Here is a 20,117-nt window from a genome sequence, read left to right as displayed (position 1 = left end):
CTCTGACAGCAGTGCCCGCATGGCCGCGCAACGGCTGGAAGCTCAAGCGCCGCACTGCTGGAGCATCATGTTCTTGTCCGCCGTGGTGACGGGCAGTTGGTACTTGAGTGCCACCTGCGCGAACCGCACCGAGTACGAGCAGCGGATTGCCTTGTCGGGTGGCAGCCAGGACGCCGGCCCCGAGTCCCGCTTGGCCGAGTTCGTGGAGCCCGAGACGGGCAGCAGGTTCAACACGTCGTTGGCCAGCCGCTCTCGCTTCTCCTTGTCCCAGTGAGCCGCGCCCATCTGCCAGGCGTACGAGAGCGGCACCACGTGGTCTATCTGTACCTCGGTGGCCCGGGCCTTCTTCCAGGCGATGTCCTTGCCCGTGTAGGGGTCGTGCAGCTTCATCGAGACGACCACGCAGTCGGAACCGGCGCGGAACCGAACGTCCTGGCCATCACGTTTCAGCAAGTCGTTTCGCGTGTCACAGCCGTTCCGCGCCAGCGGCACGCCGTCCGCCGTGTCCATCCACGCGTACCCGAACTTGTCACGTTCGTACCCGGTCTTCGGTCCCCGCCCCTTGGTGGACAGCTTGGAGATCAGTTGACGTGCCGTCGCCCGGTCCTTCTCGGAGGAGATCGCCGCCAGCCCGGGCTTCGTGCCGTCCGGGTCAGCCAGAGGACTGGTACCGCGGCTGTCCGAGGCCGACGGGCCGGCCTCCGGCGAACCGTTCCCGCTGGGCAGGTCGCTTGCCTTGCAACCTGAAAGCACTGCCCCGAGCGCCAGCACGACACAGCCGGCGGCCCTGACACCGGAAGCCCGGATCGTCCGTCCCGTCACTTCCCCACCCTTCCACCCACCATTACCGAGCACGGGAAACACGCCTCACGGTACGGATTCCCCGCTCCTGAGACACATCACCGTGAGACATCTGCACCACCGGCACAAGGCCGTCGGCGAAGGCGATGCGCTGGGCAGCGTCCCACTGCTGGGTGCCCTTCCGCCAGGGCCGGAGAGGGTGACGACCTGGTCGTACACCGGCAAGGCCGCGCAGCTGTCTTGACCTTGACACCGGCGTCAGGGTCCGACGATCCCCCCATGACAACGCCCCGCACCGTCCTCGTCACCGGCGCCGGCACCGGCATAGGCCGCGCCACCGCCCGTGCGTTCGCCGCTCAGGGCGCCCACGTCGTGGCCGTCGGCCGCCGCGCGGCGCCCCTCGCGGAGACCGCCTCGTACGACGAGGTCCGCATCACCCCGCTCGCGGCGGACATCACCGCCGACGACGGCCCCGAGACCGTCGTCCGTACCGCGCTGGAGCGCCACGGCCGCATCGACGTCCTGGTCAACAACGCCGGGATCGTCACCACCGAATCACTGCGCACGTACACCCGCGCGTCGGCGGAGACCCTGCTCGCGACCAACCTCCTCGCCCCTGTCCTGCTCACCCAGGCCGCGCTCCCGGCCCTGGAGGAGAGCCGCGGGGCCGTCGTGAACGTGACCACGGCCGTCGGGCAGCGCGGCTGGCCCGGCAACTCCCTGTACGCGGCGGGGAAGGCGGCCCTGGAGGTGCTGACGCGCAGTTGGGCGGTCGAGCTGGCGCCGCGCGGGATCCGCGTCGCCGCCGTGGCGCCCGGCGCGATCGAGACGCCGATCGGCGACCATGCCGGCTACACCTCGCAGCAGCGCGCCGCCATCCGCGAGTGGCAGCTGGAGCACACCCCGCTGGGCCGGGTGGGCCGGCCGGAGGAGGTCGCCTGGGCCATCACCCAACTCGCGTCCCCGCAGGCCTCGTTCATCACCGGGGTGGTCCTCCCGGTGGACGGCGGCGCTCTCGTCACATGACACTGATCCGCATGGAACGGCTGGATCACCCGGAACGGCCCCGTACGGCCCGCCCCCTGCGGATCGGAGAGCTCGCCGAGGCGACCGGTACGACACCGCGCGCCCTGCGCCACTACGAGCAGGCGGGGCTGATCACCTCCGAGCGCGCGGCGAACGGCTACCGGCTCTACGACGCCGGTACGGCCGTCCGGGTCCGCAACATCCGGTATCTCCTGGACGCGGGGCTCACCCTGGACGACGTACAGGTGTTCCTGCCGTGCCTGGACGGCGACGTCACCGCCGGCCCCGCCTCGGACAAGGCACTTCAGGTCGCCGCCGAACGCCTCGCCGTGATGGACGCCCGGATCGCCGCGCAGGTCGCGGTGCGCGACCGGCTGGCGGCGGCCCTGCGTCAGGCCACCGGCGCCCGCGTACGGCCGGTGGCCTGACAGCGCCCGGGAACGGGGCTACGACCCGAGCACCGTCGTCAGGAACTCCCCGACCCACGCCAGCAGGTCCCGCCCGACCAGCGGCTTGCCGCCCACCTTGGCGGTCTTCGGGCGCGGCACCAGCACCTGGTGCACCGCCGGCTTGATGACGGTGCCGGGGTACAGCCGCTTGACCCGCAGTTCCTGCGACTCGCGCAGCTCCACCGGCGCGAAGCGGATGTTGGTGCCCTGCAGGACGATCTCGCCGACGCCACACGCGCGTGCGAGCATGCGCAGACCGGCCACCAGGAGGAGGTTCTCCACCGGTTCGGGCAGCTTGCCGTAGCGGTCGACGAGTTCCTCGCGTACGGAGGCGATGTCCTGCTCGGTGTTGGCGGAGGCGATGGCGCGGTACGCCTGGAGGCGCAGCCGCTCGCCGGGGGCGTAGTCGTGCGGGACGTGCGCGTCGACGGGGAGTTCGATCTTGACCTCCAGCGGCGGCTCCTCCTCGATCTCGCCGGTCTCCAGCTGGCGCCGGTAGTCGGCGACCGCCTCGCCGACCATCCGGACGTACAGGTCGAAGCCGACGCCCGCGATGTGACCGGACTGCTCGCCGCCCAGCAGGTTTCCGGCGCCTCGGATCTCCAGGTCCTTCATCGCCACGTACATGCCGGCGCCCATCTCGGTGTGCTGGGCGATGGTCGCCAGCCGCTCGTGGGCGGTCTCCGTCAGGGGCTTCTCCGGCGGGTAGAGGAAGTAGGCGTAGCCGCGTTCCCGTCCCCGGCCGACCCGGCCGCGCAGCTGGTGCAGCTGGGACAGGCCGAAGGTGTCGCCGCGCTCCACGATGAGCGTGTTGGCGTTGGAGATGTCGATGCCCGACTCGACGATCGTCGTCGACACCAGCACGTCGAACTTCTTCTCCCAGAAGTCGACGACGACCTGCTCCAGGGCCGACTCCGACATCTGGCCGTGGGCGGTGGCGATGCGCGCCTCGGGGACGATCTCGCGCAGGCGGGCCGCCGCGCGGTCGATCGACTCGACGCGGTTGTGGATGTAGAAGACCTGGCCCTCGCGCAGCAGTTCGCGGCGGATCGCGGCGCCGATCTGCTTCTCCTCGTACGGGCCGACGAAGGTCAGGACCGGGTGCCGCTCCTCGGGGGGCGTGGTGATCGTCGACATCTCGCGGATGCCCGTGACCGCCATCTCCAGCGTCCTCGGGATCGGGGTCGCGGACATCGTCAGCACGTCGACGTTGGCGCGCAGCTTCTTCAGCTGCTCCTTGTGCTCGACGCCGAAGCGCTGCTCCTCGTCGACGATGACCAGGCCCAGGTCCTTGAACTTCGTCTCCGAGGAGAACAGCCGGTGGGTGCCGATGACGATGTCCACCGAGCCCTCGCGCAGACCCTCCAGGACCGCCTTGGCCTCGGTGTCGGTCTGGAACCGGGACAGTGCCCGCACGGTCACCGGGAACTGGGCGTACCGCTCGCTGAACGTCCCGAAGTGCTGCTGTACGAGCAGGGTGGTGGGTACCAGGACGGCGACCTGCTTGCCGTCCTGTACGGCCTTGAAGGCGGCCCGCACCGCGATCTCCGTCTTGCCGTAGCCGACGTCGCCGCAGATCAGGCGGTCCATGGGGACCGACTTCTCCATGTCCTCCTTGACCTCGGCGATGGTGGTGAGCTGGTCGGGCGTCTCCGCGTACGGGAAGGCGTCCTCCAGCTCGCGCTGCCAGGGGGTGTCCGTCCCGAACGCGTGTCCCGGCGCCGCCATGCGCGCGCTGTACAGCTTGATGAGGTCGGCGGCGATCTCCTTGACGGCCTTCTTCGCGCGGGCCTTGGTCTTGGTCCAGTCGGCGCCGCCCAGGCGGTGCAGGGTGGGTGCCTCGCCGCCGACGTACTTGGTGATCTGCTCCAGCTGGTCGGTGGGGATGTAGAGGCGGTCGCCGGGCTGGCCGCGCTTGGCGGGGGCGTACTCCACGACCAGGTACTCGCGGGTCGCGCCCTGCACGGTGCGCTGCACCATCTCGATGTAGCGGCCGACGCCGTGCTGTTCGTGGACGATGTAGTCGCCCGCCTCCAAGGTGAGCGGGTCGATGGTCTTGCGGCGCCGGGCGGGCATGCGGGCGCCGTCGCGCCCGGCGGCCTTCTGGCCGGACAGGTCGGTCTCCGTCAGCACGGCGAGCTTCAGCGCCGGGTCGACGAAGCCGTAGTCGATCGAGCCGCACGCCACGTGCACGACGGACGGGCTGAGCTCCGTCAGATCGACGTCCAGGCGGGCCGCGATGCCTTCACCGCCGAGCACCTCGACGGTGCGGGTGGCCGGGCCGTGGCCCTCGGTGACGAAGACCGTGCGCCAGCCGTCGGCGAGCCAGCCCTTGGTGTCGGCGAGTGCCTTGGCGGTGTCGCCGCGGTAGGTCTCGGGGGCGTGCATGCCGAGCTTGAGCGTGTCAGCGTCGAGCTCCTCGTCGGCGGCGAAGGGCGACACCGACCACCACATCATGTCCAGCTCGCGGGCCCGGTCCCGGACGTCGGCGATGGACCACAGGGAGGCCGCGCCGACGTCGATGGGCGCCTCGCCACCGCCGGCGGTGGCGGCCCAGGAGGCCTGCAGGAACTCCTGCGAGGTGGCCACGAGGTCGGCGGCACGCGTGCGTACCCGCTCCGGGTCGCACACCAGGGCCATGGCGCCCTTGGGCAGCACGTCGAGCAGCAGCTCCATGTCGTCGACGAGGACGGGCGCCAGGGACTCCATGCCCTCCACCGCGATGCCCTCGGCGATCTTGCCGAGGAGTTCGCCGAGCTCGGGGTGCTGTTCGGCGAGGGCACGCGCGCGGGTGCGGACCTCTTCGGTCAGCAGCAGCTCACGGCAGGGCGGCGCCCACAAGCCGTGCTCGGCGACCTCCAGTGAGCGCTGGTCCGCGACCTTGAAGTAGCGGATCTCCTCGACGTCGTCGCCCCAGAACTCGACGCGCAGGGGGTGTTCCTCGGTGGGCGGGAAGACGTCGAGGATGCCGCCCCGTACGGCGAACTCGCCGCGCTTCTCGACCAGCTCCACGCGCGCGTACGCGGCGGCGGCCAGCGCGTCCACCACGTCGTTCAGGTCGGCGGTCCGGCCGGTCTTCAGGGAGACGGGTTCCAGGTCGCCGAGGCCCTTGACCTGCGGCTGCAGCACGGACCGTACCGGGGCCACGACGACGGAGACCGGGCCGGTCTCGGGGTCGTCGGGGGTGGGGTGGGCGAGGCGGCGCAGGACGGCGAGGCGCCGGCCCACGGTGTCGCTGCGGGGGCTGAGCCGCTCGTGCGGGAGGGTCTCCCAGGAGGGGTACTCCACGACTCCCTCCGGCGGGAGCAGGGAGCGCAGGGCGGCGGCCAGGTCCTCCGCCTCGCGTCCCGTCGCCGTCACCGCCAGCACCGGGCGGCCGGTCTCGCGGGCCAGGGCCGCGACCGCGAAGGGGCGGGCCGCCGGCGGGCCGACCAGGTCGACGTGCATGCGGTTGCCGTCTGCGGCGGCCTTGATCGCTTCCGCGAGGGCGGTGTCCTTGACGACGGCGTCGAGCAGACCGTGCAGGCTCATTCGGGGGCGGCTTTCGTCCGGGGGCGGGCAACACGACGGGCCCGACGCGCTGGGCGGGCCGGGGGTGTCCAGCGTACGACGCTGCGCCGGCGTGCGTCGGGGGCTGTGGATAACGTGCGTTCTTCGGGTGCCGGGCGTTCCGGGCGGCGTCGAACGTTTTTCGCCCCCGCCGCCCCTACCCGTCCCGTCCCGGGGCGCTGCCCCGGACCCCGCCAGGGGCTCTGCCCCTGGACCCCGCTGGGAGCTGCGCCCCCAGACCCCGCTTCGGCCTGGACGGCCTCGTCCTCAAACGCCGGACGGGCTGAGTTAATACCGGCCGGCACTGAGAACAGCCGGCGCCGAGAAGCCCCCCGTGGCTTCTCGGCGCCGGGTCTCCCCGCCCGTGATGGCTACTCCGTGGCGATCGCCTTCAGGACGTTCATGCGGCCCGCGCGGAACGCCGGGATCAGGGCGGCGAACAGGCCCACGAAGGCGGAGCCGATGAAGACGCCGATGATCGTCGGCCAGGGGATGTCGAGGACGTTCAGGCCCTCCAGGGCGAGCAGCTTCTGGGCGGTGGCGCCCCAGCCCATGCCCAGGCCCAGGCCCAGCAGGGCGCCGAAGAGGGCGATGACCACGGACTCCATGCGGATCATGCGGCGCAGCTGACGGCGGGAGAGGCCGATGGCGCGCATGAGGCCTATCTCGCGGGTCCGCTCGACCACCGACAGGGCCAGGGTGTTGACCACACCGAGGACCGCCACGATGATCGCCAGGGCCAGCAGGCCGTAGACCATGTTCAGCAGCTGGCCGATCTGGTCCTTCAGCTCCTCCTTGTAGTCGGTCTGGTCACGGACCTGGTACTGCGGGTACCGGTCCAGGGACTTCTTCAGGGCCGCGTAGGCCTGCTCCTCCTGGCCGTCCTTGGCCTCGGCGAACATGATCGTGTTGGGCGGGATCCTGTCCGCGGGCAGGTACTTCTGCATCGTCGCGATGCTGATGTAGCGGGCGCCCTGGTCGAGGGCGGTGTCGTCGTCGGTGATGGCGGCGACCTTCAGCTTCGCCGTCTCGCCGCCCTTGAAGGCCACGGTGATGGTGTCGCCGACGTGCACGCCGTGCTTCTTGGCGTACTCCGAGCCGACCGACATGGCGTCCTTGCCGTAGGCGGCCGAGAGGCTGCCCGCCGTCGTGGGGCGGCGCAGGTCCTGGGCGTACGTCGGGTCGGCGGCCGTGATGCCGTCGTCCTCGGTCTTGCCGTCGGGCGAGGTCAGCGTGGCGTCGAGCATCTTGTAGCGGGTGACGTGGGCGAGGCCGGGCGTCTCCCGCATCGCCTTCTCGGCCTGCGGGACGATCCGCTGGCCGCCCTCGACGATGAAGTCGGCGCCGACGGACTTGTCCAGTTCGCTGGTGGCCGAGGCGACCATCGAGGAGCCGACCACCGACAGGCAGGCCACCAGGGCCAGGCCGATCATCAGGGCCGCGCCCGTGGCGCCGGTGCGGCGCGGGTTGCGCAGGGCGTTGCGCTCCGCCATGCGGCCCACGGGTCCGAAGGCCCGCAGCAGTACCGCGCTGATCACCCGCACGACCCCGCCCGCCAGCAGCGGGCCGATGACGACGAAGCCGATCAGGGACAGCACCACGCCCCCGCCGAGGAACAGGGAGCCGTCCTTCGCCTTGTCGGCGGTGCCCGCCGCGTACAGGGCGAAGGCGCCGGCGCCGGTGAGCACCAGGCCGATCAGACCGCGCACCCATCCGGCCCGGCCGTCGGCCGGTGTTCCGGCGTCGCGCAGTGCGGCCATCGGGGAGACCTTGCCGGCGCGGCGGGCCGGCAGGTAGGCGGCGAGCACGGTGACCACGACGCCGAGGATCATGCCGATCACCGGGGTGGTCGTCTTCACGGTCAGGTCGTCCGTGGAGAGGTTCATGTCGGCCATCGACATGAGCTTCATCAGTCCGACGGCGATGCCGACGCCCGCGCCGACGCCCAGGATCGAGCCGACGACGCCGAGGAGCAGCGCCTCGACCAGCACCGAGCGGTTGACCTGCTTGCGGGAGGAGCCGATGGCCCGCATCAGGCCGATCTCCCTCGTCCGCTGGGCGACCAGCATCGAGAAGGTGTTGATGATCAGGAAGATGCCGACCAGGAACGCGATCCCGGCGAAGCCGAGCATGGCGTACTTGATGACGTTCATGAACTCGCCGACGTCCTGGCGGTTCTCGTCGGCGTTCTCCTGCTGCGTCTGGATCTTGAACGAGCCGTCCAGCGCCTGGGAGACGTTCCGCTTGAGCCGCTCGTCGGAGACCCCGGACGCGGCGGTGATGTTGAGCTGGGTGAACCGGCCGGTGGCGCCGAGGAGTTCGCGCTGCGCGGTGGCCGTGTCGAAGTAGACGACGGAGGCACCGGGGTTGGTCACCTTGAAGGTGGCGATGCCGACGATCTTCGCCGTGAAGTCACCGGTCTGCGCGATGGTGCGCAGTTCGTCACCGAGCTCCAGGCCGTGCTTGTCGGCGGTGTCGGCGTCGACCATCACCTCGGTGGGGCCGCGCGGGGCGTGACCGGAGGTGATCTCCATGGACCGCAGGTCGTTCTTCGTCCAGTTCCCGGCGAACGTGGGGGCCCCGTTGGTGGACCCCATGTTCTTGTTGTCGCTGTCGACGACGGTCACGTTCGCCGAACCGACCGCACCCTCGGCGGACTTGACGCCCTCGGCCCGGCGGACCTGCTCCAGCACGGACGCCGGCATCGACTCCGGCACGCCGTTCTGCGCGGTCTCCTCGCTCCTGGCCTCCTTCGGGCTGACCGTCACATCGGAGGAGGTGACGGCGAAGAGCTTGTCGAACGTCGTGTTCATGGTGTCGGTGAACACGAGCGTCCCCGACACGAACGCCACCGACAGCAGCACGGCCACGGCCGACAGCGCCATGCGTCCCTTGTGCGCGAGGAAGTTGCGCATCGAGGTCTTCAGGACGGTCATGACGTACGTCCCCGGGCGTCGAAGTCCTTCATGCGGTCCAGGACCTGCTCGGCGGTGGGCTGGTGCATCTCGTCGACGATGCGGCCGTCCGCCAGGTACAGCACCCGGTCCGCGTACGAGGCGGCCACCGGGTCGTGGGTGACCATCACGATGGTCTGCCCCAGTTCGTCCACGGACCGGCGCAGGAAGCCCAGTACTTCGGCGCCCGCGCGGGAGTCGAGGTTTCCGGTCGGCTCGTCCCCGAAGATGATCTCGGGCCGGGCCGCGAGCGCCCGCGCCACCGCGACACGCTGCTGCTGGCCGCCGGACAACTGGGTCGGCCGGTGCTTGAGCCGCCCGCCGAGCCCGACGGTGTCCACGACCCGCGCCAGCCACTGCTGGTCCGGCTTACGGCCCGCTATGTCCATGGGCAGCGTGATGTTCTCCAGCGCGTTCAGCGTCGGCAGCAGGTTGAAGGCCTGGAAGATGAAGCCGATCCGGTCCCGGCGCAACTGGGTGAGCTTCTTGTCCTTCAGGCCGGTGATCTCGGTCTCGTCGAGGTAGATCTTGCCGCTGGTGACGGTGTCCAGCCCGGCCAGGCAGTGCATCAGCGTGGACTTGCCGGACCCCGAAGGCCCCATGATCGCGGTGAACTGGCCGCGGGCGATGTCCACGTCGACGTGGTCGAGGGCGACGACGCGGGTCTCCCCGGCCCCGTACGCCTTCACGACCTGCCGCGCCCGCGCGGCAACGGCCGTACGCCCTCCAGTGCCCCCGTGCCTGGGAATGGTCACGGCCGATGTCATCGTAAGTCTCCTATGTCGGTCATCAGATGAGCAGGCGGATCCGCGAACCCGCCCTGCGTGCTGCTCGGTCGAAGCGGTACGCCGATGAGTCTCGTCGCCGGACAGGGCCCGGCGCGCTGGTGTTCAGCGCACTCTTTTCCTGGGGAAAACCCCACCCCCACAGCTGCGGTACACCGCCCCCCGACGGCGTAAAGCCAGGTTAAGGACGGCGCCGGTCCCGTCTCATCCTCCGCCGGTACGAACCCTCCCCGAGCCGTAGTACGGAGGTACCCCTAGGGGCAGTCCACCGACGGGGGGAGCCCTTCTCGGGGTCCGCTCCACCTCTCGGTCCACTCAGGCTCCACCCTCCCGCGACGTCAGGGTCAAGTGGGAAGCTGTCCGTCGGCAGATAGCTGCAAGGGGCACGGGGAAGGGGACCGGTGGGCGGTACGAGACCTGCGGCACTCGACACCACAAAGCAGTCCGCCACCAGTCGCCGCGGCGCCGTCGTCGCCGCCCTCATGCTCGCGATGGCGCTGGCGGCGCTCGACTCAACCATCGTCTCCACGGCCGTCCCGCAGATCGTCGGCGACCTGGGCGGCTTCTCCGTCTTCTCCTGGCTGTTCTCCGGCTACCTGCTGGCCGTGACCGTCACCCTCCCCGTCTACGGCAAGCTCTCCGACACCTTCGGCCGCAAACCGGTCCTCATCGCAGGGGCAGCGCTGTTCCTGCTGGGCTCCCTGCTGTGCGCGCTGGCGTGGAACATGGCCGCGCTCATCGCCTTCCGCATCGTGCAGGGCCTGGGCGGAGGCGCGCTGCAGGGCACGGTGCAGACGCTCGCCGCCGACCTGTACCCCCTCAAGGACCGCCCGAAGATCCAGTCCAAACTGTCCACGGTGTGGGCGGTGTCGGCGGTCGCGGGTCCGGGCCTGGGCGGGGTGCTGGCCGCGTACGCCGACTGGCGCTGGATCTTCCTGGTCAACCTGCCGATCGGCGCGGTCGCCCTGTGGCTGATCGTCCGTCACCTGCACGAGCCGGAACGGACAACCACCGGCACGCGCGCGCGTGTCGACTGGGCAGGGGCACTCGCCGTCTTCGCCTGCGGCGGCATCCTGCTCACCGCCCTGGTGCAGGGCGGCGTGGCGTGGCCGTGGCTGTCGCCGCCCTCACTCGCCCTGCTCACCGCAGGACTCGCACTGGCGGTCACGGTCTTCGTGGTGGAGCGCCGCGCACCGGACCCGATCATCCCCGGCTGGGTGTGGCGCCGCCGTACGATCGCCGCGGTCAACCTCGCCCTGGGCGCGCTGGGCCTGCTGATGGTGGCCCCCACGGTCTTCCTGCCCACGTACGCCCAGTCGGTCCTCGGCCTCGCCCCGGTGGCCGCCGGATTCGTCCTCTCCGTATGGACGTTGAGCTGGCCGGTGTCCGCAGCCCTCAGCCAGCACGTCTACCGCAGGATCGGCTTCCGCGACACGGCGATGCTCGGCATCGGCGCGGCGGCCCTGATCCTCTTCGCCTTCCCCTTCCTCCCCTGCCCCGGCGAGGCCTGGCAGCCGGCCCTGCTCATGCTGCTGCTGGGCGCCGCCCTGGGCCTGTTCCAGCTCCCGCTCATCGTCGGCGTCCAGTCGACGGTGGGGTGGTCCGAGCGGGGTACGACGACCGCGTCCGTCCTCTTCTGCCGCCAGACGGGCCAGACGATCGGCGCGTCCGTCTTCGGCGCGGTCGCCAACGGCGTACTGGCCGCGCGGCTGGGCGGCGCGAGCGACCTCGACTCGGTGACGCGGGCACTGGACGCGGGCACCGCCCCGGAGGCGACGCGGCGTGCGATCGCCGACGCGGTCCACGCCGTCTACCTGGGCGCGGCGTGCGCGGCCGCACTGGCGTTCCTGGTGCTGCTGGTGCTGGCGCCGCGGAAATTCCCGGTGCTCAAGGACTGAGCCGTCCGTATGCTGCCGCACCATGCTGACGTTGGAACGCCTGCGCGCCGACCACGCGGACGCCCTGCTGGCCTTCGAGCGGGACAACCGCGCGTACTTCGCCCGCTCCGTACCGGACCGCGGCGACGCCTACTTCGCGCAGTTCGCGGCCCTCCACAGGGCCCGGCTGGCCGAACAGGAGGCCGGTGTCTGCCACTTCCATGTCGTCCTCGACGACGCGGGCGCCCTCATCGGCCGGGTCAACCTCATCGACGTCGAGGACGGCTGCGCCGAACTCGGCTACCGCATCGGCGAACGCGCGGCGGGGCGGGGCGTGGCGACGGCAGCGGTCGCACAGGCCTGCCGGCTGGCCGCCACGGCGTACGGGCTCGTCTCCCTCATGGCGGTCACGACGCTGGACAACCCGGCGTCCCGAACGGTCCTCGAACGCAACGCCTTCACCGCCGTGCAGGACATCACCCTCGACAACCGCCCCGGCCTCCGCTACCGACGCGCACACCTCGGCGGCTGACCTGTGAACTGCGCGTACCCGTCGTGTACGGCGTATCCGGCGCTGCGGTGACCGGGCGGGGTTGTGCAGCCCGGCGCGACGGGGTGCCTCCCCCAAGCTCTTCGAGCAGGGGGTACCCCCAGTTCCCGCCCACCCGCACCCGCCCACGGCGAGCAGGGGACACCAGGCGCAACACGCACCCCCACCCACCCCGCACAGGCCGCAGCAGGCATGAGCAAGCGCATACCGACCACTCAGTTTGTCGAAACCGTCGCGCGCTTCCGGCCACCCGAGTAGCGTGCGTGACTCGCACCCCCCACCTCCCTGCGGTCCGCCGCACCGGACCCGAGCCGCGCAAGGAGCACCGGGATGTCCTTCAACCCGTACCCGCCCCCGCACGACGCCTCCCCGCCGTACGCCACCTATCCCTGGCAACCCCCTGGGCCCCCACTCCCGCCTCACCCCCCACTGGGCCACCACAGCGACCTCAGAATCCTGCGCAGCGCCTACCGCCGGCAGCGCCGCACCGCCACCCTCACCGCACTCGGCTACTTCACCCTGTTCCTGATCCTCTCCGCGTTCGCCCCCTCCGTCATGACGACCAGCGTCACCGACGGACTCCCCACCGGCCTCCTGCTGGCCCTGCTCCAACTCCCCGTCACCTGGCTGGCCATCGCCCTGTACGAGCACACCGCCCGCCGCTACGTCGACCCGCTCGCCGACCGCATCCGCAGGCAAGCCGCACTGGACGCCAAGCCGGCCAGGCGGGAGGCGGCACGGTGACGGAGTTCAGCGGCAACGCCCAGGCGATGTCCCTCGTCGGTTTCTCGGCCGTCGCGACGATCACGCTGCTGCTGTGCGTGATGACCGGCCCCGACCGCGACGACCTCGACGAGTTCTACACCGGCTACAACTCCCTGTCCCCTATGCGCAACGGCCTGGCGATCGCCGGCGACTACATCTCCGCCGCGACCGTACTCGGCACGGGCGGCGTGATCGCCCTGTTCGGCTACGACGGGATCGTCCTCGCGCTCAGCACCGCCCTGTCGCTGATGCTGCTGATGTTCCTGCTGGCCGAACCCCTGCGCAACGCCGGCCGCTTCACCATGGGCGACGCCCTGACCCGCCGCATGCCGGGCCGCAGCGTCCGCATCGCCGCCTGCGCGGTGACCATCACCGCCCTGGTGCCGCTGATGCTGGTCCAACTCGCCGGCACGGGCCAACTCCTCGCGTTCCTCCTCGGCTTCGGCGGCGACACGCTCCAGACGGGCTGCATCATCGGAGTGGGCGCCCTGATGATCAGCTACGCGGCGATCGGCGGCATGAAGGGCACCGCCCTCATCCAGATCCTCAAGATGATCATGCTGCTCGGCTCGGGAGCGGTGGTCGCCGTACTGATCCTGAACCGCTTCGACTGGGACCCGGGCGCCCTGTTCGACGCGGCAGCGGCGAAGAGCGGCGTCGGCCCCGCCTTCCTGGAGTCGGGCCTGCAGTTCGCCCACGGCCCCAACCCCCGCCTGGACATGATCACCTCGCAGCTGACGGTGGTCCTCGGCGGCGCCTGCCTGCCGCACGTCACCATGCGCATGTACACCGCCTCCAGCGCCCGCCAGGTGCGCCGCTCGATGTCGTGGGCGGTGTCGAGCGTGGCGCTGTTCGTGCTCGTCATCACGGTCGTCGGATGCGGCGCGACGGCACTGATCGGACGGGCGGTGATCGCGCAGGCGGACCCGCGGGGCAACACCGCCTACCTGCTCGGCTCGCAGGCCGCGTTCGGGCCGGCCGTGTCCACCACGGAGACCTTCCTGTTCACCACCGTCACCACGGCGATCTTCCTCACTCTGCTCGCCTCCGTCGCCGGCATGATCCTGGCCTGCGCGAACTCCCTCGCCCACGACGTGTTCGCGGCGCGCGTGCGGGAGATGTCACCGCGCCGGGAGATGACCCTGGCCCGCGTCTCGGCGCTCGCGGTCGGCGTCCCGGCGATCCTGCTGGCCACGTTGGTCCAGCACCACAGCCTCCAGCCCCTGGTGACGCTCTCCTTCTGCCTGGGCGCATCGGCCATCGCCCCCGCGCTGGTCTACAGCCTCTTCTGGCGCCGCTACACCCGAACCGGCCTGCTCAGCACGCTCATCGGCGGCTCCCTGGCGGTCCTGCTGCTGATGCCGGGCACGAACCTGGTATCCGGCTCCCCCCTCTCCGCCTTCCCCGACGCCGACTTCAACTGGTTCCCGTTCACCACCACGGGCCTGGTGTCGATCCCGCTGGGCTTCGCCTGCGGCTGGCTGGGCACGATGGCCTCCGGCCGGCAGAAGGCCGCGGAACAGCGCCGGCAGTACGAAGCCGTGGAGGGCTGGATCCTCGCCGGGGCGGCACGCAGGAGGGCCTGAACACCGCACTCGGCGGCACGTCACTCCATCGCCGCCTGCTGCATCAACGTACTCAGACTCTGGCGCACATGGTCCATGTGCGCCTGCACGACCTCGCACGACTCCCCGTGCTCCCGGAGCACCCGCTCCGTCTCCCGGGCGATCCGCTCCTCCCGCACCCGCGCCTGCGCGAGGACCTCCGCCGCCCGGGCCCGCGCCTCCTCCTGCCGACGCCGAGCCGAGTCCTCGGCGTCGGCCAAGGCCTGCTGCGCGTCGGCCAGCGCCTCCTCGGCCCGCGCCAGCAGCTCCGCCTCACGCGCCTGAAGCGCGGCGACCCGCTCGGCCTCCTCCCGCTCGGCCTCGGCCCACCGCTCGGCATGCTCCTTGGCCTGCTCGGCCAGCATCCCGGAGGTGCGCTTGCGCATCTCACGCAACGCGCCCATCGCCTCCCCCCGGCTCTCCTTCACCTCCCGCCGGGCCTCGCCCCGGATCTCGTCGGCCTCCGCCCCGGCCGCGAGCAGCCGCTGCCGGCACCGTTCGTCGGCCTCGGCGCGCACGGTGTCCGCGTACGCCTGCGCGGCCTCCCGTACGCCGGTCGCGTACTCCTCGGCCTCCCCCACCAGACGCTCCGCCTCGCACCGCGCGCTCTCCCGCAGCGCCGCGGCCTCCTCCTGCATGAGCTCGTGGATCCGCCGCGCCCGCTCCCCGAGCGTCTCGTACGTCTGCGGAGCGAGCTGCGCCGCCGCCTCCCGCAGCCGCGCCAGCTCCTCCCCCATCTCCCGGGCGAGGACGGTGAGCCGCGCGGCTCTCTCCCAGGCGGCGTCACGATTCCGGGAGAGGGCCGCGGCATACGCGTCGACCTGCTCAGGGCGGTACCCCCGCCCCCGAACAGCCACGAAGCCATGAGGCGACACTGATCCGCTGCTCATCCTGGAACCCCTGTCCCGTCCGTTGTTCCGTCCGATGCGACGACGTCTACGACCATGTCGCGCACATCTTGATGGATCAGACGGAAGTGTGCATAACAGACACTCCGCGCAAGGGCCCTCGTCCCGCAACGCGTCCGGCACCGGCTCCGGAAAAAAGAAATGCCGGACCCGGTCGGAGGACCGGGTCCGGCATCCGGCCGAACACGTCAGCGACGACGGCGGGGCATCACAGCAGCCCGTCCCACATCTGCTCCAGCAGTACCGACCACCAGCTGTCCGGCGACCCCAGCGCCGCCGGGTCCAAGGAGGCCAACTGGGCCTGGAAGTCGACGGTCCAGCGACCCGCCTGCTCCTGGTTCAGCCCGAACCTCAGCCGCCACATCCGCCCCAGCAACGCCAGACAGCGCACGAACTCCGGCAGACCGGTGTTCACGAACTGCGGCGGGACGGGAGCACCGCCCGGCCCGGCCTCCACCGGCACGGCGACGATGTTCGCCGTCCCGTACTGCACGCAGATCGCCTTGCCGAAGTCGGTCCCCATGACCAGGTACGAGCCCGCGTCCGACGCCGGCTGCACCCCGCGCTCGGCCGCCAGCTCCGCCAGCGTCGGCACCGGCCGCCCCGGCTGGGCCTGCGCCCAGAAGAACGGACCCATGTCCATCGGCAGGCCCGCCACGACCAGCGTGTGCGCCACGATCGGCGGCACGCCCTGCCGGGACACCGCGGCCTGCTCGAACCGGAACACACCCGGCCCGAACGCGCCCGCCAGCTCCTGCGCGACGCCCTCCGGCGGCACCGGCGGCGCGGGCTGCACCGGCGGCACCGGCACCCGCACCGGAGCCGGACGCGCCGGACCGTCCGCCACCTGGTGCAACTCGCCCTGATGCGCCAGCAGCTGCTGCATCCCCTGCTGCCGGCTCGCATGATCCGTGCCGTACGGGGCGATGCTCGTGATCCGCGCCTGCGGCCACTGCTCCCGGATCATCCGCGCACAGTACGCACCCGGCAGCTGGCACGACTCCAGCTCCGTGTGCAGCTCCAGCACCTGGTCCGGCGGCACGTTCATGGCCCGCAGCTCGTGGAAGATCTGCCACTCCGGGTGCGGCGTACCCGGCGCCGAGCGCCGGATCAGCTGCTGCTCGGACCCGTCCTGCGCGCGGTAGCGCAACACGGCCTGGTAGCCGGGGCCGACGGTCGGCTGACCGGTCGGCTGCTGCGGATAGCCGTACGCCGGCGGCGGCCCGGGCACGGGCGCACCCGGAGGCGGCATCGGCCCCGGAGGCATCGGCTGCGGAGGCATCGGCTGCGGAGCGCCGGGCCCACCCTGCCCGCCGGGCACGCCGGGGGCCTGCGGCGGCGGAGGCATACCCGGGGCACCCGGGGCACCCGGAGGCTGCGGCGCACCGGGCATGCCGGGGGGCTGCGGCGGGGGAGGCGTACCGGGGGCGCCCACCGGGGGCGCGGCCAGCACGGTCTCGGCATGGTGAACAGCACCGCGCGCGCCCCCTGAAGCGCCGGGAGCACCAGGCGCGCCGGGCGGCTGCGGAGCGCCGGGCGCACCGGGAGCCTGCGGCGGCGGAGGCGTCCCCGGGGCACCGGGAGCCCCCGGAGGCTGCGGAGGCTGCGGGACCCCGCCCGGCCGACCGGGGTCGGCAAGCATGGTCGCGGCGTGGTGAACCCCACCCGGAGGCGTACCACCGGGCGCGTTCGGCGCACCGGGCGGCTGCGGAGCCCCCGGAGGCTGCGGCGCACCCGGCGCCCCGGGCGGATTCGGCGCACCAGGCGGCGGCGTACCCGGCCCCTCAGGACCATCGGGCTCCAGCGCCGAGACGAACTGCGTCGGCACGTACCCGCCCGCCGGCGTTCCCGGCGCACCCGGCCCGGACGGCGGAGGCGGCGTACTCCCCGGCCGCGCACCCGGCGTCCCCGGCGCACCCGGCGGAGGCGGCGGAACCGCACCCGCGCCCCGCCCCCGACGCGGCGGCGGCGCCGCCTTGCTGGTCGCGGCATCGGCGATGTCCCCGGCATGCGGCGCGAGCGGCCGCCCCGGCGCACCGGCACCACCCTGCCCCTGCGGCACCCCCGGCGGAGGCGTACTCCCCTGAGGCACACCCTGCGGCGGCGTACCCGGCACCGCCCCACCGCCAGGCCCCGGCGGGTACCCGTACCCGGGCCCGGCAGCCGCGGGCGGCGGCGTACCCGGCGCCCCCGGCGCATGCCGATCGTCGACCGCCGGCGCCACCGCCGTAGGCGGAAGCTGACTGCCCCCCGACATCAGCGCCGTCTTCGCATCCGGCGCCGCCGCGGGCGGCGCCGGGGTGTCGTCGTCGGCGCCGCTCAACGGCGGCGCGAACACGGTCTCGGGCAACGGCACGGAACGGTCCTCACCGGCGTCCGCAGTGGTGTCCGTACCCGCCCACGGCGTCGCCCCGGCAGGCGCGGCAGGCGCACCGGACCCGCCAGGCGCCCCCGCACCCGCTCCCGAGTCGCCCGCCCCGGCAGCCGGCCACGACTCACCACTCCCGGGCGCACCAGCCGCCGCGCCCCCGGCAGGCACCCCCGCCTGCGTCCGCGGAAGCTCCCCGGAAGCACCGGACGCCGCACCGGCGCCCTCGTCCCGCCGATCCGGAATCCCCAGCTTGTCCGCCGCCTCCTGCAACCACTCCGGCGGACTCAGCAGGAACGACGTCTGATTCAGATCCACCCGCGCCGCAGGCGCCGACGCCGGCTCACCGCCCGCCTCCGGACGGCCGTACTCCTCCTCGTACCGGCGAATCACCTCACCCACCGGCAACCCGGGCCACAGCGTCGCCTCACCGCTGTCCCGCGCGATCACCAGCCGCTGCGCGCCCCCGTCCGAACGCGGCCCGTCCGCACGGTCCTCCGCCCACACCACGAACCCGAGCTCGAACTCCCGCACCCGCACCTCACGATGCTGGTACGACGGCACATCACCGTTGATCCACTCCTCCGCGCGCTCCTGCGCCTGCGCGAACGTCACCATCGCCAGCTCACTCCCCCACGGAAGAGACGGAAGAGACCGCAACGGCACGCGCGAACCCGCCGTCCACCATCAGATTCGCCACGGTCTCCAACTCCGGCGGAGACCCCGCCAACCGCGACAGGAACACATCGAAATCATCGCCACACGGCAGCAGCAACCGCTCCACCCGCTCCGCCGGCGGCCACGACGGATCCACGTCCCGCACATCGTCGTACGCACAGAACCACACCGAACCGACCCGGTCCCCCCTCACCTTCACCGCCAGCAGACCGCCCTGGATGAAAGCGACCCCGAGGTAATCCTTCGTCAAGTGATCCCGCAGACACTTGTTGACGTACACGAGATCATTGACCGCCGCCTCCTCCCGCACCGTGAAGAACGGCTGGTCCACCAGCAACCCCAACTCCGCGTCCAGCGCCGTCCCCACCGGCGCACACCCACCCGCCGCCTTCAGGAACGACCGGTACGCACCCGGCAACCGATACCCCAGATCCTCCTCGACCCCCAGCACCTGCTGCTCCGTCACCGCCACACCCGACTTCGGCAGCCCGAAATGCGCCGGACGCGTCTCCTGCAGCGGCCGCGTCCCCCGCTTGCCCTGATCCACCGCAGCCGTCGCGATCCCACCGTGATGCCGCAACAACGCCTTCACCTCGACCGGCACCAACTCCAGCCGACGCGAACCCGCCACGTGATGCCACGTCCAGCCGTGGGGCGTCGCCACCGCCGGCACCGTGTCCCACAACTCGTGCCCCGACGCCGCCAGCACCGCGTTCGCCGACACATAGTCCGTCAACCGCAACTCGTCGACCCCGAACCCCTCCGGCGGCTCCGCGATCTCCGCCGCCGCCCGCGCATAGGGCGAGAAGTCGGGGAAACCACGCTCGTCCACCCGCACCCCCCTCGGATGACGGGCCGCCCGGACCGGATCCGGGAAATGCACGACCTGCCCGGCATAGGCCGCGTTCGGCGGCGCGGCTTGCTGCCCGAGCCGACCTGTCGTCATGGCGGTTGCCCCCTGCGGCATTCTGTACGGCCCGTACGACCACCTCTGGCACGCTACGACCCGTATCGACTGTCACGTCCGTCTCCACACGTCAACCGCATGGAACGCGGTGCCGACAGCCTAAGCGGTACGACCACCCCGGTCACCGGCACCGGTCAAGCAGCCCCACCCACCCGTGACCAGCCGTCACCCCACCGTGACAGCCAGCCCCGACCGGGGCGTTTCCCACCGCCCCAGCTTCCCCACCACCCTCCCCATTTGGCACTCTGTCACCTCCGGGGGGATGCGCAGGAGGGGAAGGCGATCATGAACGTGACACAGACGGGACCACACAACGGCACGCCCGGCGACCCCCGAACCGGCGACCCCCGGATCGGCTGGAGCGCCACCGAAACCCCCCACACCCCCACCCTCCACCACCGCCGCGACGGCATACTCCCCACCATCGCCGCCGCCCTCTCCGTCCGCGGCGCCACCCTCACCGGCACCGCCGCACGCGGCGACCAGCCCCCCACCCTGCACCCCCTCGTGCAGGACTTCCTCGACACCCTCACCAGCGGCCAACGCGACCGCTTCACCGGCCGCTGCGCCGAAACCATCCTCATCTCACGCCACATCACCGCAGCCGACGCCGCCCGCAGCAAACGCGCCGCCCGCAAACCCATGACCAACGGCGAAGCCCGCAAAGCCCTCAAACAGGCCAAACTCACCGCCCGCCGCATCCGCGAGGACGGCGACCCCCTCCACGGCAGCTTCGCCGCACCCTGCCGCGCCTGCACCGCCCTCAGCGCCCACTTCGGCGTCCGCATCGTCGACCCCACCACCGACAGCTGAAACCCACCCCCGCACGTCCCGTA

At 71.8% G+C, this 20,117-nt stretch carries 14 protein-coding genes; 7 read left to right on the top strand and 7 right to left on the bottom strand.

The window, feature by feature from the left end:
- Nucleotides 1-42: 42 nt before the first annotated feature.
- Nucleotides 43-726, bottom strand: a complete 684-nt coding sequence (locus NW895_RS38750; RefSeq protein ID WP_289941885.1) for an HNH endonuclease family protein — start codon at nt 724-726, stop codon at nt 43-45.
- Nucleotides 727-1,080: 354 nt separating this feature from the next.
- On the opposite strand from NW895_RS38750, the gene NW895_RS38745 reads away from it, so the two are divergent.
- Both NW895_RS38745 and NW895_RS38740 read left to right on the top strand, forming a co-directional pair.
- Nucleotides 1,081-1,827: an SDR family oxidoreductase gene (locus tag NW895_RS38745; protein ID WP_289941774.1), complete on the top strand. Its 747-nt coding sequence runs from the start codon at nt 1,081-1,083 to the stop codon at nt 1,825-1,827.
- Nucleotides 1,828-1,883: 56 nt separating this feature from the next.
- A complete protein-coding gene (locus NW895_RS38740) occupies nt 1,884-2,255 on the top strand; it encodes a MerR family transcriptional regulator (protein ID WP_289941884.1) in 372 nt (123 codons plus the stop codon).
- An 18-nt stretch (nt 2,256-2,273) separates the two neighbouring features.
- Here NW895_RS38740 and mfd read toward each other — a convergent pair whose 3' ends face one another.
- The 3 genes from mfd to NW895_RS38725 all read right to left on the bottom strand — a co-directional run bounded on the left by mfd (nt 2,274) and on the right by NW895_RS38725 (nt 9,546).
- Nucleotides 2,274-5,807: a transcription-repair coupling factor gene (mfd, locus tag NW895_RS38735; RefSeq protein ID WP_289941772.1), complete on the bottom strand. Its 3,534-nt coding sequence runs from the start codon at nt 5,805-5,807 to the stop codon at nt 2,274-2,276.
- Nucleotides 5,808-6,196: 389 nt separating this feature from the next.
- Nucleotides 6,197-8,761 carry an FtsX-like permease family protein gene (locus tag NW895_RS38730; protein ID WP_289941770.1) on the bottom strand — a complete coding sequence of 855 codons (2,565 nt, stop codon included), beginning with the start codon at nt 8,759-8,761 and terminating at the stop codon, nt 6,197-6,199.
- Nucleotides 8,758-9,546 carry an ABC transporter ATP-binding protein gene (locus tag NW895_RS38725; protein ID WP_289941767.1) on the bottom strand — a complete coding sequence of 263 codons (789 nt, stop codon included), beginning with the start codon at nt 9,544-9,546 and terminating at the stop codon, nt 8,758-8,760. The genes NW895_RS38730 and NW895_RS38725 overlap by 4 nt, the downstream gene beginning before the upstream one ends.
- 419 nt (nt 9,547-9,965) lie before the next feature.
- Between NW895_RS38725 and NW895_RS38720 the strand changes: the two genes are divergently transcribed.
- From NW895_RS38720 to NW895_RS38705, 4 genes are all read left to right on the top strand, one after another.
- A complete protein-coding gene (locus tag NW895_RS38720) occupies nt 9,966-11,462 on the top strand; it encodes an MFS transporter (protein ID WP_289941765.1) in 1,497 nt (498 codons plus the stop codon).
- Between the two features lie 22 nt (nt 11,463-11,484).
- Nucleotides 11,485-11,973, top strand: coding sequence for a GNAT family N-acetyltransferase (locus NW895_RS38715; RefSeq protein WP_289941764.1), 489 nt, complete (start codon nt 11,485-11,487; stop codon nt 11,971-11,973).
- A gap of 348 nt (nt 11,974-12,321) precedes the next feature.
- The gene (locus NW895_RS38710) at nt 12,322-12,735 is read left to right on the top strand and encodes a DUF485 domain-containing protein (RefSeq protein WP_289941763.1); all 414 of its coding nucleotides are present in this window, start codon (nt 12,322-12,324) and stop codon (nt 12,733-12,735) included.
- 26 nt (nt 12,736-12,761) lie between these two features.
- On the top strand, nt 12,762-14,342 hold the full coding sequence (locus NW895_RS38705) for a cation acetate symporter (protein ID WP_289941883.1): 1,581 nt from the start codon (nt 12,762-12,764) through the stop codon (nt 14,340-14,342).
- A 20-nt stretch (nt 14,343-14,362) separates the two neighbouring features.
- Here the strand turns inward: NW895_RS38705 and NW895_RS38700 are convergent, their stop codons facing one another.
- The 3 genes from NW895_RS38700 to NW895_RS38690 form a co-directional block, all read right to left on the bottom strand.
- Nucleotides 14,363-15,250, bottom strand: a complete 888-nt coding sequence (locus NW895_RS38700) for a cellulose-binding protein (RefSeq protein ID WP_289941762.1) — start codon at nt 15,248-15,250, stop codon at nt 14,363-14,365.
- A 226-nt stretch (nt 15,251-15,476) separates the two neighbouring features.
- Nucleotides 15,477-18,254, bottom strand: coding sequence for an SUKH-4 family immunity protein (locus NW895_RS38695; RefSeq protein ID WP_289941760.1), 2,778 nt, complete (start codon nt 18,252-18,254; stop codon nt 15,477-15,479).
- Nucleotides 18,255-18,261: 7 nt separating this feature from the next.
- Entirely contained in the window at nt 18,262-19,260 is a 999-nt protein-coding gene (locus tag NW895_RS38690; RefSeq protein WP_289941759.1) for an SMI1/KNR4 family protein, read from the bottom strand.
- A gap of 306 nt (nt 19,261-19,566) precedes the next feature.
- Here NW895_RS38690 and NW895_RS38685 point away from each other — a divergent pair, with 306 nt between their 5' ends.
- Nucleotides 19,567-20,094 (top strand): YwqJ-related putative deaminase, encoded by a 528-nt coding sequence (locus tag NW895_RS38685; protein WP_289941758.1) that lies wholly within the window; start codon nt 19,567-19,569, stop codon nt 20,092-20,094.
- Nucleotides 20,095-20,117: the final 23 nt, after the last annotated feature.

This window comes from Streptomyces sp. S.PNR 29 (genome assembly GCF_030386795.1).
Lineage (GTDB): Bacteria > Actinomycetota > Actinomycetes > Streptomycetales > Streptomycetaceae > Streptomyces.
The sequence above is the reverse complement of the archived record's forward strand: the minus strand, read 5'-3'. Positions and strand labels throughout refer to the sequence as shown.